Annotated in this window: 13 protein-coding genes; 5 read left to right on the forward strand and 8 right to left on the reverse strand. The window is 76.5% G+C overall.

What is annotated here, in order from left to right:
• Nucleotides 1-72: 72 nt before the first annotated feature.
• Together ACFQBR_RS09165 and ACFQBR_RS09170 are read left to right on the forward strand one after the other, a co-directional pair.
• Nucleotides 73-1,071, forward strand: a complete 999-nt coding sequence (locus ACFQBR_RS09165) for an ADP-ribosylglycohydrolase family protein (RefSeq protein WP_344183336.1) — start codon at nucleotides 73-75, stop codon at nucleotides 1,069-1,071.
• Complete coding sequence (locus ACFQBR_RS09170; RefSeq protein WP_344183334.1) at nucleotides 1,061-2,095, forward strand: ADP-ribosylglycohydrolase family protein; 1,035 nt, start codon at nucleotides 1,061-1,063, stop codon at nucleotides 2,093-2,095. The genes ACFQBR_RS09165 and ACFQBR_RS09170 overlap by 11 nt, the downstream gene beginning before the upstream one ends.
• A 156-nt stretch (nucleotides 2,096-2,251) precedes the next feature.
• On the opposite strand, the gene ACFQBR_RS09175 is transcribed toward ACFQBR_RS09170, so the two are convergent.
• Nucleotides 2,252-2,641 (reverse strand): ArsR/SmtB family transcription factor, encoded by a 390-nt coding sequence (locus ACFQBR_RS09175; RefSeq protein WP_344183332.1) that lies wholly within the window; start codon nucleotides 2,639-2,641, stop codon nucleotides 2,252-2,254.
• A gap of 165 nt (nucleotides 2,642-2,806) precedes the next feature.
• On the opposite strand from ACFQBR_RS09175, the gene ACFQBR_RS09180 reads away from it, so the two are divergent.
• Complete coding sequence (locus ACFQBR_RS09180) at nucleotides 2,807-3,913, forward strand: NADH:flavin oxidoreductase/NADH oxidase (protein WP_344183330.1); 1,107 nt, start codon at nucleotides 2,807-2,809, stop codon at nucleotides 3,911-3,913.
• A 263-nt stretch (nucleotides 3,914-4,176) separates the two neighbouring features.
• On the opposite strand, the gene ACFQBR_RS09185 is transcribed toward ACFQBR_RS09180, so the two are convergent.
• A complete protein-coding gene (locus ACFQBR_RS09185) occupies nucleotides 4,177-5,853 on the reverse strand; it encodes a Na+/H+ antiporter (protein ID WP_344183328.1) in 1,677 nt (558 codons plus the stop codon).
• Between the two features lie 210 nt (nucleotides 5,854-6,063).
• On the opposite strand from ACFQBR_RS09185, the gene ACFQBR_RS09190 reads away from it, so the two are divergent.
• Together ACFQBR_RS09190 and ACFQBR_RS09195 are read left to right on the forward strand one after the other, a co-directional pair.
• The gene (locus ACFQBR_RS09190; protein WP_344183326.1) at nucleotides 6,064-6,501 is read left to right on the forward strand and encodes a DUF6892 domain-containing protein; all 438 of its coding nucleotides are present in this window, start codon (nucleotides 6,064-6,066) and stop codon (nucleotides 6,499-6,501) included.
• Between the two features lie 148 nt (nucleotides 6,502-6,649).
• On the forward strand, nucleotides 6,650-8,083 hold the full coding sequence (locus ACFQBR_RS09195) for a PepSY-associated TM helix domain-containing protein (protein WP_344183324.1): 1,434 nt from the start codon (nucleotides 6,650-6,652) through the stop codon (nucleotides 8,081-8,083).
• A 46-nt stretch (nucleotides 8,084-8,129) separates the two neighbouring features.
• Here the strand turns inward: ACFQBR_RS09195 and ACFQBR_RS09200 are convergent, their stop codons facing one another.
• The 6 genes from ACFQBR_RS09200 to ACFQBR_RS09225 all read right to left on the reverse strand — a co-directional run bounded on the left by ACFQBR_RS09200 (nucleotide 8,130) and on the right by ACFQBR_RS09225 (nucleotide 13,642).
• Nucleotides 8,130-8,666, reverse strand: a complete 537-nt coding sequence (locus ACFQBR_RS09200) for a copper chaperone PCu(A)C (protein WP_378552806.1) — start codon at nucleotides 8,664-8,666, stop codon at nucleotides 8,130-8,132.
• A 133-nt stretch (nucleotides 8,667-8,799) separates the two neighbouring features.
• Nucleotides 8,800-10,065 carry a Dyp-type peroxidase gene (locus ACFQBR_RS09205; RefSeq protein ID WP_378552808.1) on the reverse strand — a complete coding sequence of 422 codons (1,266 nt, stop codon included), beginning with the start codon at nucleotides 10,063-10,065 and terminating at the stop codon, nucleotides 8,800-8,802.
• Nucleotides 10,062-10,682 (reverse strand): SCO family protein, encoded by a 621-nt coding sequence (locus ACFQBR_RS09210; protein WP_344183318.1) that lies wholly within the window; start codon nucleotides 10,680-10,682, stop codon nucleotides 10,062-10,064. Before ACFQBR_RS09210 ends, ACFQBR_RS09205 begins: the two co-directional genes overlap by 4 nt.
• Before the next feature lie 86 nt (nucleotides 10,683-10,768).
• Nucleotides 10,769-11,374 (reverse strand): RNA polymerase sigma factor, encoded by a 606-nt coding sequence (locus tag ACFQBR_RS09215; RefSeq protein ID WP_378552811.1) that lies wholly within the window; start codon nucleotides 11,372-11,374, stop codon nucleotides 10,769-10,771.
• A 247-nt stretch (nucleotides 11,375-11,621) separates the two neighbouring features.
• Nucleotides 11,622-12,197 carry a hypothetical protein gene (locus ACFQBR_RS09220; protein WP_344183316.1) on the reverse strand — a complete coding sequence of 192 codons (576 nt, stop codon included), beginning with the start codon at nucleotides 12,195-12,197 and terminating at the stop codon, nucleotides 11,622-11,624.
• Between the two features lie 50 nt (nucleotides 12,198-12,247).
• The gene (locus ACFQBR_RS09225) at nucleotides 12,248-13,642 is read right to left on the reverse strand and encodes a hypothetical protein (protein WP_378552814.1); all 1,395 of its coding nucleotides are present in this window, start codon (nucleotides 13,640-13,642) and stop codon (nucleotides 12,248-12,250) included.
• Nucleotides 13,643-13,690: the final 48 nt, after the last annotated feature.

A 13,690-nucleotide genomic window follows, 5' to 3' on the forward strand; every position in this document is an offset into this window, starting at 1 on the left:
CCCCCACTCACCAGTTGGAACACGGCGGAGCGCGTCGAACTGCTGTGCGCAAAACGAAGTGAGAGGATGCCGATGGTGACTCGTGATCGGTGCCGCGGGGCCCTGGTGGGCCTGGCGGTCGGCGACGCCCTGGGGGCACCCACAGAAGGCATGACCCCCGATGCCATCCGTGCAGCACACGGACGTGTGGTGGACTTCCTCGAGGAGGACGCCGCGGGCACCGACGACACCGAGTACGCCGTCCTGTGCGCCCGGGGGCTGCTCGCGCACGGGCACGGCCTCACGGCCGACCACGTCGCCGAGGTGTGGCGGACAGCACTCCTCGCCCAGACCGAGGGGTTCCACGGCGCCGGGTTCAGCGAGATGGTGGCCATCGCCAACCTGCGGGCCGGGCTGCGGCCCCCCGTCAGCGGCGCCGACAGCTACGAGTCCTGGAGCGACGGCGCGGCCATGCGCGTCGCGCCCGTCGGGATCCTCTGCGCCGGCGACCCGGCCGAGGCGGCCCGGCTGGCGCACGAGGACGCCATGGTCAGCCACGACGCCGACGGCGTCCACGGCGCGCGGGCCGTCGCCGCGGCCGTGGCGGTCGCCCTGGTGGCCGAGGGGCCCGACGAGGTCGTGGCGGCCGGGCTCGCGGCCATGCCCGCGGACTCCTGGACCGGGCGCCTCACGAGGCGGGCCCTGGAGATCGCCGGGGCCGCCCCCGACACCGACACGGCCGAACGGGAGCTGTACGCGCAGATCCCGCTCTTCCACTACCCCTGGCCCGACACCGCCCCCGAGGCGGTGGCCCTGGCCTTCGGCCTCTTCGCTGCCGCACGCGGCGAGTTCGTCCCCACCGTGCTCGCCGGGGTCAACATCGGGCGCGACTCCGACACCATCGCCGCGATGGCCGGGGCGATGGCTGGCGCGCTGCACGGCGCCTCGGCCGTCCCCGCGCACTGGCGGGAGCAGGTGACGAGCGTCTCCGGCCGCTGCGTCACCGTCACCGCAGGAACGGACCTCATCGAACTCGCCGACGCCCTGCACGCCGCCGGGCGCCACCACCAGGAGGTGGACCTTGCGCTCTGAGACCGCGCGCGGAGCCCTGCTCGGGCTCGCGATGGGCGACGCCCTCGGCCTGCCCGCCCAGTTCCACCGGCGTGTCCGCTCCGGGTGGGGGCGCGACATCCTGTGGCAGAAGAACGCCGAGCTCGACGCCCAGCGCGTCTCGCGCCCGCTGCTGCCCTTCGCCCTGAGCGGCGACGAGGGCAGCCCGCTGTCCGGCACCGACGACGCCGAGACCGCGGCGACGGCGGCCCTGGTGCTGCTGGAGGCCGAGGCCCACGACACCGCCTCGCTGTTCGCACGGTGGCGCGCGCACTACGTGGACACCGAGGACGTGTGGTGCGGCGTCGCCGAGCGCGGCGCGGCCGTCCACGCCCTGCGGGGCGCGGTGCCTCCCACGACGGGCACGGACAACCCCGTGCACTGGGACGACGCCGCGGTCCCGGCGGCCGTGGCGGTCGGACTGCTGCGCGCCGGGGACGCGGACGCCGCCGCCCTCCTGGCCGGGGACTACGCGAGCATCACCCACTCCCGGGACGGGCTGTGGGCGGCCCGCGCCATGGCCCACGCCGTGGCGTCGCTGGCCGGGGGCGCCCCGCTGGAGATCGCGCTGGCGGGAGCCCGCCGGACCGTGCCCGCGGACAGCTGGCTCGGGCGGGGGCTGGACCGCGCCGACGCGCTGGTCGACGGCGCCGCGGACGCCTTCACGGCGGTGCCGGACCTGGTGGACGCCTTCGGGCGGGCGCGCTACAGCCACGGGGGCGTGGCCCCCGAGACGCTGCCGACGGCGTTCGCGATCACCCGCCTCGTGGGCGGGGACCTCGCCGCGGGGCTCCAGGCCGCGGCGCTCCTGCCCCGGCAGGCCGACAGCATGCCGGCGATGGTCGGCGCCCTGTGCGGGGCGGTCGGCGGCGAGCGGGCCGTCCCGGCGGCCTGGCGCGAGCGCGTCGATCTGCTGGAGGGCGTGCTGCTCCCCCGGGTCGCGGGCGTGCGGCTGACCGAACTGGCCGACCGCCTGGTCGCCGCGGGGGCTGGAGTCCTCCGGTGAGGTGAGCGGGGCCGGGCACCGGTACCGGAGGGCGGATCGGGGCAGGCGTACCCGGCAGCGCGGGGGCGCGCCGGGTATCGGGGGCCGCGCGGGACGGAGGATCCGTCCCGCGCGGCCTTCCGCGTTCCCGGGGCCGCGCCGCTCCCCGGCGGGCCCTCAGCGCCCGCCGTCGGAGGGCGCCGTCACGGCGGCCTCGTCCTCGCGCTCGGCGAGGAGGGCGGCGTTCAGCACCGCGCCGAGCAGCCCCGGCATACGCGTCTCCAGGTCCTCGGTGCGCAGGCGGCTCATCCGCGACGTGCCCTCGTAGTACTGCCGGATGATCCCGGCCTCGCGCAGCACCCGGAAGTGGTGCGTGGACGTGGACTTGCTCACCGGCAGCGCGAAGGCGATGCAGGCCATGTCCTCATGGCCGTCGGCCAGGTCGCGCACGATGCGCAGCCGTACCGGGTCGGCCAGTGCGTGCAGGACCGCGTCCACCCGGATCTCCCGGGCGTGCGGGTGCTCCAACCGGCGTCCCGGCCTTCTCGTCCCCGCCGTGTCGACCACAGGACCGCCTCCCTCGCTGCGCCACCATCCACAAAGTACGACAAGCCTCGTAGTTTGACAATCATCGTAATACGATGATTATCGTATGAGGAGCGGTCGACTCGTGACCGACGCCCGACCCCGGCGCCGCCGGGGTCCCACCCCGCACCACGGGAAGGACCGACCGTGAGCACGTTGTTCACCCCCCTCGTACTGAGGTCGCTGGAGATTCCCAACCGCGCGTGGATGTCCCCGATGTGCATGTACTCGGCGGAGTCCCAGGGCCCCGACGCCGGGGTGCCGACCGACTTCCACCTGGCGCACCTGGCGGACAGGGCCGCGGGCGGCCTCGGCATGGTCATGGTCGAGGCCACCGCAGTGCGCCCGGACGGGCGGATCAGCCCGTGGGACCTGGGCCTGTGGAACGCGCGGCAGGAGGCGGGCCTCGCCCGGGTGGTCTCGGCCGTCCGCTCCCACGGCGCCGTCGCCGCCATCCAGCTCGCGCACGCCGGGCGCAAGGCCTCGGTCGACAAGCCCTGGCTCGGCAGCCGCCCCGTCGCCCCCGCCGACGGCGGATGGGCCACGGTCGGCCCGAGCGCCGAGCCCTTCCACGACCACCCGGCGCCGACCGCGCTGACCGTCGAGGAGATCGGGCAGCTCGTGCGCGACTTCGCCGCGGCCGCCGAGCGCTCCCTGGCCGCGGGGTTCCAGGTCGTGGAGGTGCACGGGGCCCACGGCTACCTCCTCAACTCCTTCCTCTCCCCCGCGGCCAACCACCGCACCGACGCCTACGGCGGCAGCCTGGAGAACCGCATGCGGTTCCCGCTGGAGGTGGTCGACGCCGTACGCGCCGTCTGGCCCGAGCACCTGCCGGTGCTCTTCCGCACCTCCGCCACGGACTGGCTCTCGGAGAACGCCGACGACGCCCGGGAGGGCTGGACCGCCGAGGACACGGTGCGGCTCGCCAAGGAGCTCCAGGCCAGGGGCGTGGACCTGCTCGACGTGTCCACCGGCGGCATGGTCCACGACGTCTCCATCCCCGCCGCGCCCGACTACCAGGTCCCCTTCGCCGAACGGGTGCGCCAGGAGACCGGCCTGCCCACCGCGGCGGTCGGCCTGATCCTGGAGCCCGCCCAGGCGGAGGAGATCGTGGCCTCGGGCCGCGCCGACGCCGTGTTCCTGGGGCGGCAGCTCCTGCGCGAGCCCTACTGGGCCCACCGCGCGGCCGAGGAGCTGGGCGGGGCCTCGCGCTGGCCCGACCAGTACGGGTACGCGGTCGCCCGTCGGCGCTGACCGCGCGCACGGACCCGCCCGGCGCGGCGCCCCTCCCTGGGGCGCCGCGCCGGTGTCGTGTCCGGGGGCGGGGGTCCGCTCCGGCTGCGCCGTGCCTTCCGTGCGCGGACGCGACGGCCCCGGGGCCCCGGCGTCCGGGGACCGCGTTCGGGACGGGAGCGCCTGCCCGCCCGGGCACGCCTCCCCCGTTCCGGTTCCCCCGGTCGCCGTCCGTGGTGGGGCCCGTCGTCACGGGTCCCGGCAGCCCCCTTCGGGCCCCGGGGTCACTCGAACTGCTCGCGGTGGGTGAGGCGGACCTCCTCGGTGTCCATCGCCGACTGCATCCGGCGCAGCACGACGTCGTCGATGCGGCGCTCGTCGCGCAGCCGGATCACGGTGGCCCGCTTGCGGGCCAGCAGAGCCAGGCGCAGCGCCGTGTACTGCTCCTCCCTGTTCCGGATCCGGTCGGTCCGCGCGGCGTCGGGGTCCTCGCGCAGCGTCTCCAGGTGCTCCCGGTACTCCTCCTCCAGGCGGGAGGCGACGGCCGGGTCGGTGTCCAGGGCGGACGCGGTCCCGGGCAGGGCCTCCAGTGCCTCCTCGATCGCGGTCCGCTGGGCGAACCGCCGTTCCCGCTCCACGTCGGAGTCGTCGGGCAGGCCCGCCCGCGAGATCAGCGGGGGCAGCAGCAGCCCCTGGACCACCAGGGTCACCAGGATGACGCCGGTCGTGGTGAACACGATGAGGTCCCGCTCGGGGAAGGCGGCTCCGGAGGAGGTCGTCTGCGGCACCGACAGGGCCACCGCCAGCGACACCGCGCCGCGGAACCCCGCCATGGCGTTGACGAGCCGGGAGGGGAGCCCCGGTCCCCCGGTCGGCCGCCGCGCCCGCGGCAGGAGCCGCACGAGGAGGGCCGGACCGAGGACGAAGGCGCCCCGCACCGCGAGGACCAGCACCGACACGAGGGCCACCAGCGCGAGGGCCTGGGCCAGGGCCAGGCTGGCCAGCCCCCGCACGGCCGTGTGGACCTCCAGGCCGACCAGCACGAACAGCGACCCGTTGACGAGGAACACCGCCAGGGACCAGGACGCCTCGGTCTGCCGGCGGGACAGGGGCCGTCCGATGGTCGGTCCGGCCTGGCTCATGATCAGGCCCGCCACCACCACCGCCAGCACGCCGGAGGCCTCCACGCCCTCCGCCAGGAGGAAGGCCGTGAACGGGATGAGGAGGATGGCGACGTTCTGCAGGAGGGCGTTCTCGATGCGGCGGCGCACCGCCGCCCAGAACAGGGCGGTGACCGCGCCGGCCGCGACGCCGCCGCAGTAGGACAGCAGGAACAGCCAGCCGACGTGCGGGGCGCTCAGGGACTCCTCCCCCACGGTGACGCCGACGGCCACGCCGTAGACGACCAGGGCGGTGCCGTCGTTGACCAGGCCCTCGGCGCGCAGCACGGTGATGTCCCGGCGCGGCAGGAGGCGGGCCACGGTGGACACGGCGGTCGCGTCGGTGGGGGCGACGGCGGCCCCCAGCACCCACGCCGCGCCCCAGGGCAGCCCCCACAGGTGGGCCAGGACGGCGACGGCGGCGGCCGTGGCGATGACCAGCAGGGTGCTCATCACCGCGATGCCGGTGAGGTTCTTGCGGATCTCGCGCAGCGACGTGGACAGGCTCTCCCAGTACAGCAGGAGGGGCAGGAAGATCAGGAGCATCAGCTCCGGCGGCAGCTGCACCTCGTGCAGGGCGGGGACGAACCCCATCAGCACCCCGCTGCCCAGCAGCAGGGCCGGGGCGGGCAGGCGGGTGCGGCCCGCCAGGGCGGTGCAGACCAGGATCGCCGTCCCCAGCAGGACGACGAGTACGAGACCGAGCAGGGGGCACCTCCGTCGACGTCGTCCGGGCGCGTCCCGGGGCGCGGCACGGTCGGAAGCCTCTCGCGCCGCACCCCGGGTGCGACCGCCGGACACGGCGCTTTGCCCAGGGCGGAGGAGGTCCTGTCCGCCCCTTGGCCCGCGGGGACGGGGATGCCGGGGTTCGGGAGGGTCCGACCGCGCTCTCCCCGCGGCCGGAGCTCCGGCCCGGGGGCCGCCGCAACCCGCGCCCCGCCCGGCGGGAGGCGGGCCGCAGGGCCGAACCTGGCGCGCAACGGTGTCGTACCCCCTGGCTACCGTGACCCCATGCCGACCTTCCAGGACTTCAACTTCAAACTGCTCGTCGTCGAGAAGCTCATGTACGACGACGGGACGCTCTCCCCCCGGTTCACCCTCTCCGAGCACCTCCAGGGGCTCGGGATCACCCAGAGCCCCCACGACTACGCCTACGCGGTCGGGAAGGAGTTCCAGGTCCTGGACGAGGCGCGCGCGTACTTCGAGGCGCTGGAGATCGGCGCGGAGCAGCTCGCCGCCGTGGACTCGGTCCTGTTCGACGGCGGGAACCAGGCGTTCATGGAGTGCGCGCCGGTCTGGGACGGCGAGGACGACCTGTTCGACGTCCGCTCCCTGGACGACCTCGACCTGGTGCCGAACCTCCGGCGCTTCGAGGGCGCCGAGGACCTCTTCTACCAGCGGCCCGAGATGCTGGAGGTCCTGACCGCCAGGGGCATCGAGGTCGACTGAGCCGACGGGGCCCGCAGCGGCCGGCGGGGCGCCCGGGCACGGGCGTCCCGCCGGCGGGAACCCGGAGGCCACCGCGGACGACCACAGGGGCGAAGGACGCTTCCCACCGGGCACGGGCCCGGTGCGCCGCTGTGAGGAGAACGAACGCGTGGAACGGCAACCGGACAAGTCGGCAGCGGACCGGGCCCGCCCGGGGCCCCGCGGCGCCTGGGCGGCGCTGCGCCCCCTGGTCCTGCGGCTCCACTTCTACGCGGGGGTGTTCGTCGCCCCCTTCGTCCTGGTCGCCGCCGCCACGGGGCTCCTGTACGTGTGGACGCCGCAGATCGAGCAGGCGGTGTACGCGGAGCAGCTGTACGTGGAGCCGGGGGGCGAGCCCCTGCCGCTGCACGAGCAGGTGCGCACCGCCCGGGCGGAGCTGTCCGGGGCCGAGGTCGACGCGGTGCGTCCGGCCACCGGCGAGGAGGATTCCACGCGGGTGCTCTTCGACCTGCCCGGGTCGGCCGAGAGCCACCGGACGACGGTGTTCGTCGACCCCTACGGCGGCGAGGTCCTCGGGGTGATGGAGACCTACGGCACGAGCGGCGCGCTGCCCGCCCGGACCTGGGTCGACATGCTGCACCGCAACCTGCACCTGGGCGACGCGGGCCGCCTGTACAGCGAGCTGGCCGCGAGCTGGCTGTGGGTGGTCGCCCTGGGCGGGGCCGCCCTGTGGGCCTCGACCGCGCTGCGCCGCCGCGGGGGCGCGCGCCGCCTGCTCGTCCCCGGCGCGGGCACCGCTCCCGGCCGTCCCCGGTCGGTCTCGGTGCACGGCGCGGCCGGGACGTGGCTGCTGGCGGGGCTGCTGTTCCTGTCCGCCACGGGGCTGACGTGGTCCCAGTACGCGGGGGCGAACATCACCGAACTCCGGGAGCGGCTGGCCTGGACCACCCCCTCCGTCTCCGCCGACGTCCCGAACGCCTCCCCGGGGGTGGACATCGGCATCGACACGGTGCTCGCCGGCGCGCGGGACGCCGGGCTGGACGGCCTCGTCGAGATCTCCCTGCCGAAGGACCCCGCCGCCCCCTACACAGTGACCCAGATCGACCGGTCCTGGCCCACCTCCGTGGGCTCCGCGGCGATCGCCGCGGACACCGGGGAGGTCGTCGACGTCGTCCGCTTCTCCGACTACCCGCTCATGGCCAAGCTGAGCCGCTGGGGCATCGACGCCCACATGGGCGTGCTGTTCGGGGTGCCCAACCAGCTCGTGCTGACCGCCGTCGCCCTGGGAGTGGTCGTCGTCGCGGCGTGGGGGTACCGCATGTGGTGGCAGCGGCGTCCGACGCGGGGCCGGGCCCTGGGTGTGGGCCGCCCGTACCCGCGCGGCTCCTTCCGGGCCCTGACGTGGCCGTGGCGGGCGGCGGCGGTCGTCGTCCTGGCGGGGCTCGGGTGGGCCGTTCCGCTGGTCGGCGCCTCGCTCGCGGTGTTCCTCGCGGTGGACGCGGTGCTGGGGTGGCGCGCCCGCCGCCCGCGCCGCACGGCGGGGCCGCCCCCCGCGGCGCCCGGGTCCGGGGACGCGCCGGTCGCGGGGTCCCGCTCCCGGTGAGGCGCCCCGCGCGGCCGTCCCCGCCCGGGCGGGGACGGCCGCGGGCTCAGTGGTGCCCTCCGTGGTCGGTCACGGGTGCGCTGCCGGCCGCCATGGGCTGCACGGGCGCGGTGACCTCCAGTTCGCTCCCCTCGGCGAAGGTCAGCGTGACGGCGACCTCGTCCCCCTCCTCCAGGGGTTCGGGCAGGTCGTTGACCATGATGTGGTAGCCGCCGTCGACCAGCTCGGTGGCTCCCCCCGCCGCCACGGGGATCTCCTCCACGACGCGCATGCGGGAGGCCCCGGAGCCGGTGGTCTCCGTGCTGCACAGGTCGGCGTCGGGCGAGGCCCCGGTGGAGACCCCGGTGATGGCGGTGTCCTCGTCGGCGGCGTTGGAGACCTCCATGTACAGGACGGCGATCTCCGGGTTGGCGGGTTCGGGCACCCACGCGCCGGTGACCTCCAGGTCGCCGGCGGCGGCGTGGCCGCGGGGCTCCGCGTCCGGGTCGGCCCCGGCCCGGTCGGCGGGCGCGTCCGGCGCCCCGCAGGCCGTGGCGAGGAGCAGGGCGGCCAGCGCGGCGGCGGTGGTCCGTGGCTTCGGCACGGTCCCGTGTCGTGGGAGTGGCATGGTCCTCGCGGTTTCCTCGTGGTCGTGGTCGTGCGGTGGTGCGGGTGGGAGCGCGGCCCCGTCCCCGGGGTCGTTCACGGAGCCCTCGCGGTTCCCGGGGTGCGCGCCCTCACCCGGGGAGGAGGTCGTGCGCGATCCAGGGTTCGCCCCCGCGCACGGGCGGCACGGCGAACAGGGCGCTCCCCTCGTGGCGGACGTACCGGTGGAGGGCGTCGGCCCCCTCGTCCAGGGCGCGCTGCACCGGGGTGAAGCCCGCCCTGGGGTCCGCCTGCCAGGCGGTGAAGACCAGGCCCGCCTGCCGGAGGCCGTCGGCGTCCCAGCCCAGGTCGTAGTTGAAGCCCCGGCGCAGCATCCGCGCGCCGAGGGTGTTGCCGGGGGCGGCGAGCCTGATGTGGGCGTCGGGCGCGATCACCGGCGTGCCGTCCTCCCCCGTGGCCGACAGGTCGGGGAGGTCGTCCTCGGCGCTGCCCCCCAGCGGTGCGCCGTTGGAGAGGCGGCGGCCGACGACGGCCTCCCGGTCCCCGGGGTCGAGGGAGTACCAGTCGTCGAGGAGCATGCGGATGCGGCGGACGACGAGGTAGGTTCCGCCGTCCATCCACGCCAGGGCGGGCTCGGGGTGCGCGGCGAGGACCTGGGGGCCGAACACCGGGTCGGAGGCGTGCGGGTTGACGGTCCCGTCGATCTGGCCCATCAGGTTGCGCGGCGTGGCGCCCGGGTCCTCGGCCGCGGCGGCCGAGCGCTGGAACCCGGGCAGGGACCACCGCGGCCGCGCGTCGGCGGCGACGGCCCCGACCAGGTGCCCGACCGCGGAGGAGAGGACGACGGGGTCCTCCGCCCCCGCGTGGAGCAGCAGGTCCCCGCCGCACCAGCCGGGCTCCAGGCGGTCGGACGCGAAGGCCGGGACGTCCTCCATGTGCGGGGGGATCCGGTCCTGCGCCCCGATCCGGTCGAGCAGGGAGGCGCCCAGGCCGACGGTGACGCCCAGCGACGCCGGGAACAGCCCCCGGGTCGGGGCGCCCTCGACGCGGGCGTCGAGGCCGTGCCCGTGGAGGGCGCCGATCTCCCGGCCCCAGGTCCGGAGCACCCGGCGCGCGGCCTCGCGCGCCCGCTCCCCCGGCTCCGCCCGCAGGTCCAGCGCGACCAGTCGGACCTGGGACGGCGTGGGCGACAGGAGGGCCGGGGGCAGGCCGTCGCGGTCCCCGGCCCTGGAGCGGGAGGGGGCGAGCGCTTGGGCGTTCTCCTCCCCGGCCCGGCGGTCGGCGAAGGCGTGCCCGGCGCCCGCGCCCGCGGCCAGGCCGGCGAGCCCGGCCGCGCCCGTGGCGGCCAGGAGGCCGCGGCGGGAGGGCCCCTCCCCCGGGTCGGTGCGGCGTCTCACAGCAGGGTCTCCGCGAGTTCGGGGAGGAGCGCGGCGATCCGGTCGGCCTCGGTGCCCTCGTCGAACATCCCGGCCGCCTCGCCCCCGGGCAGCAGGACGACGATCCGGCCGCCGTGGGTGACCAGGTACTGGCCCTCGGTCTCCTGCGGGGGGTCGACGGCGATGCCGTAGTCGCGGGCGGCCTCGACCGTCGTGTCGACGTCCCCCCGGACCCCCTGGAAGGAGGGGTCGAACCGGTCGAGCCAGGACCGCATCTGCTCGGCGGTGTCGCGGGCGGGGTCGGTGCTGACCATCACGACGTCGTAGGCGTCGGCCGCCTCCCCGGCCTGCCCGAGTGCCAGGTCGATCTCGGCCATCGTCATCGGGCACACGTCGGGGCAGCTGGTGTAGCCGAAGAAGAGCAGGGTCAGCCGGTCGTCGGCGACGTCGGTGAAACCCCACGGGTCGCCGTCGAGGGTCGTCAGCTCGGTCGCCGAGGCGGCCATGGGGTCGTCGGACAGGTCCATGTAGTGGTCGGCCTCCGCGACGGGGTCCGCGGCGGAGCAGGCGGTGGCGAGGGCGAGGGCGGCGCAGAGCGCGAGGCCGCGGAGGGCGGCCTGGCGGGGTCGGGACGTCATGGTGTTCCTTCTCGGGTTCGGGGCCGGCCGGAGGCCGGCGGTGGGGAGGCGCGTCCGGGGCGGCGCGGTGCCGCCCCGGACGCGTGTCAGGCCGCCTGGCGCAGCATGCGCGCCAGGTCGCGCCGGCCGCGCGCCACGCGGGAGCGCACCGTGCCGACGGGGGTGCCGATGGCCCGGGCGGCCTCGGCGTAGGGCATGCCCTGGATCTGGGTGAGCACGAAGGCCGTCCTGCGGTCCTCGGGGAGGTCCTCCAGCAGGGACAGCAGGGCGAGGTACTCGTCGAAGCGCCCCTGGTGGGCGCACACGCCCTCCTCGGCCCACCCGTCCACGGCCTCGTGGCGCGGGATCCGGCTCTGGGCGCGGTAGCGGTCGGCCACCGTGTGGCGCGCCACGGAGAAGAGCCAGGCGCGCACCGGGGCGCGTCCCGCGTAGTGGTCGAGCCCGCGCAGGGCGCGCGAGAAGGTCTCCTGGGTCAGGTCCTCCACCCAGGACGGGTCCACCCGGCGGGCGATGAAGCGCGCCACGTCGTCACGGGTGCGCGCGAACAGGGAGTCCAGCGCGTCGCGCGCGCCCTCCTTGGCGCGCATCGCCAGGGCTGTCAGTTCGCCGTGCTCGCCGCCGGGGCGGAGGGGGCCCGTCCCCGGGGAGCCGTCGGGGGGTGCGGAGGGGATGGTCTCGCTGAGGGAGAGCATGTCGGTTCTTTCTGTCGCCGACCGCGCGGACCCCGGGACAGGGGTCGGCGGAGGACCGCGCGGTACACGTCGGAGGGGGCGCTCGGCAGGGCGGAGCACCCCGAGGGGCCGGCGGGGCCCGGACGGCGCGTTCGACCGTTCTCCGGCGCCGCTGAGCGGCGCCGGGGCGGTGCGGGAGGCCAGGGCGGGGGTCAGGGCAGGGACGGCCGTGACCGCGCCCTGCCCAGGGCGTGGCGAACGCGGGGTCTCAGGCGGGCGACAGGGCCGGGGGGCCGCGCAGGACGCGCGTGTGCCGCAGGTACGGCAGCCGGATGCGGACGGGCACGTCCGCGGTCCGCAGGCTGGGCACGAGGGGGCCGCGCGGTGCGGGCAGGCCGCACACCAGCACCAGCAGCGGGAGGAGGGCGAGCGCCATGAAGCGCAGGAAGGCGAACAGCGCCGTCTCCCCGCGGCGCAGCCACCACGCGCTGACCAGCGCGGAGACCACGTGCATCCCGATCATCGTCCACGCCGGCATCGCAGCCTGGACCACCACGTCGCCCTCGTGCGAGGCGGTGTGCGGACCTCCGAGCGAGCCGACGTAGCTGAACGCCACGTGCAGGGCGAACTGGCCCCAGAGCATCCACCCGGTGAGGGTGGCCCAGCCCTGGCGGCGGTTCGCGGCCGCCCACGCCATGGCGAACACGACGGCCGCCCCCGCGAGGAGCCCGGCGAGGGGGACGTCGTGGCCGGAGCTGAGCGCGTGCCCGTGCGCGGACAGGCTCGCGCACACCAGGGTGAACACCCCGGCGCGCAACGGGCGGCACGACTCGCTCTCGGTCATCTCCCCTCCATCGTCCCACCACCGCGGGGGGCGGCGACGGCGGGGCCGGGTCACCAGCCGGTGAGCAGCAGGTGGTTGACCAGGAGGGCCGTGGCCCCCTGGGCGGCCAGCCACCCCCGGTGGTGGCGGTCCGGCAGGAGGGCCGCGGCGGGGACGAGCCACAGCACGAACGGCAGCCAGATCCGTTCGGTCTCGCCCTTGCTCATCCCCGAGAGGGTGGCCACGGCGATCGCCCCGAGCCCGGCGGCGACGAGCAGGACCGTCGTCGAGGCCTCCCGGGACGGCGCCCGGAGCAGGCCGCCCGCCGCCGCGGGCGCCCCCGTCAGTGCCCGGCGCAGGCCCGCCGCGGTCGCGGGTCCCACGGCCAGGCACGCGACGGCGAGGTTGGCCCACACCCAGTACGCGTAGGGGCGGACGGCCGCCACCCCCTGGTAGTAGCGCTCCACGAGCAGGCGGTACCCCTCCCACCAGTGGAAGCCCGCCGCGGTGAAGGCGGCGGCGACGACCAGGGCGCCCGCCAGGGCGTAGGGGAGGGGGCGCGCGTTCCTCGCGCACAGGAGCACGGCCAGGGCCGGGACCGCGGCGAGGACCAGCCCGTAGGACAGGTACACCGCCCACCCCAGGAGCAGACCGGCCGCCAGCGCGGTGGAGCGCGGCGCGCGTGCGCCGGGCGACGCGCCGACCGCGAGCAGGGCCAGGCCCCACGCGGTGACCGCCGCGAAGTAGCCGTCCGCGGACACGCCCGCCCACACCGCCGCGGGCAGCAGCACGAGGAACGGGGCCGCCCGGCGCGCAGCCCCCTCCGCACCGAGCGCACGCATCGCGACCAGCACGGCCGCGGCGGCCGAACCGCCGGCCAGGATGCACCAGAGCCCGGCCCACGCCCCTCCCCCCAGGCCGATCCGGTCCAGGGCGACGAAGGTCAGGACGGCGCCCGGCGGGTGCCCGGCCACGTGCGTGGGCCAGTTGTCCGGCTGCCCGATGAGGATGTGCCGGGTGAACGTGCTCAGGGCGGCGCCCGCGTCCTCGAAGCGGTGCACCGAGGACAGGTACTCGTGGGGTGACAGGAGGCGGTCGGCGATCCCGCGCCTCCAGCCGTCGACCAGGGCGAGCGCGGCGATCCAGAGGGCGGACACCGCCCAGGCCGCCCCCACCAGGGCGCGCCAGGGCAGGGCGCGCGCGGCCGCGGGACCGCAGGCCGCCACCGCCGCTGCCAGGGCCAGGGCCGGCACCGTGCCCGGCCCCGTGTGCGGGAGCCAGGAGGCGTACAGCGGCGGCCAGTCGACGTGGAGGACGCCCCGTGTGCGCTCGATCCAGGTGCCGGTGACGGCCGCCGCGGCGAAGAGGAGCACGGCCAGGGCGGCGGCGGTCAGGTCGGCGCGGAGGCCGCGAAGGGCGGCGCCGGGCGCCTCCCGGTCGTTCCGGTGGAGTTCTGGCTGCGTCACGCCGTCACCGTAGGTCACGGCCGCCGTTGTCGCGGGGTGCGCGGCGGC

The organism is Nocardiopsis tropica, assembly GCF_042660575.1.
GTDB classification, from domain to species: Bacteria; Actinomycetota; Actinomycetes; order Streptosporangiales; family Streptosporangiaceae; genus Nocardiopsis; species Nocardiopsis tropica.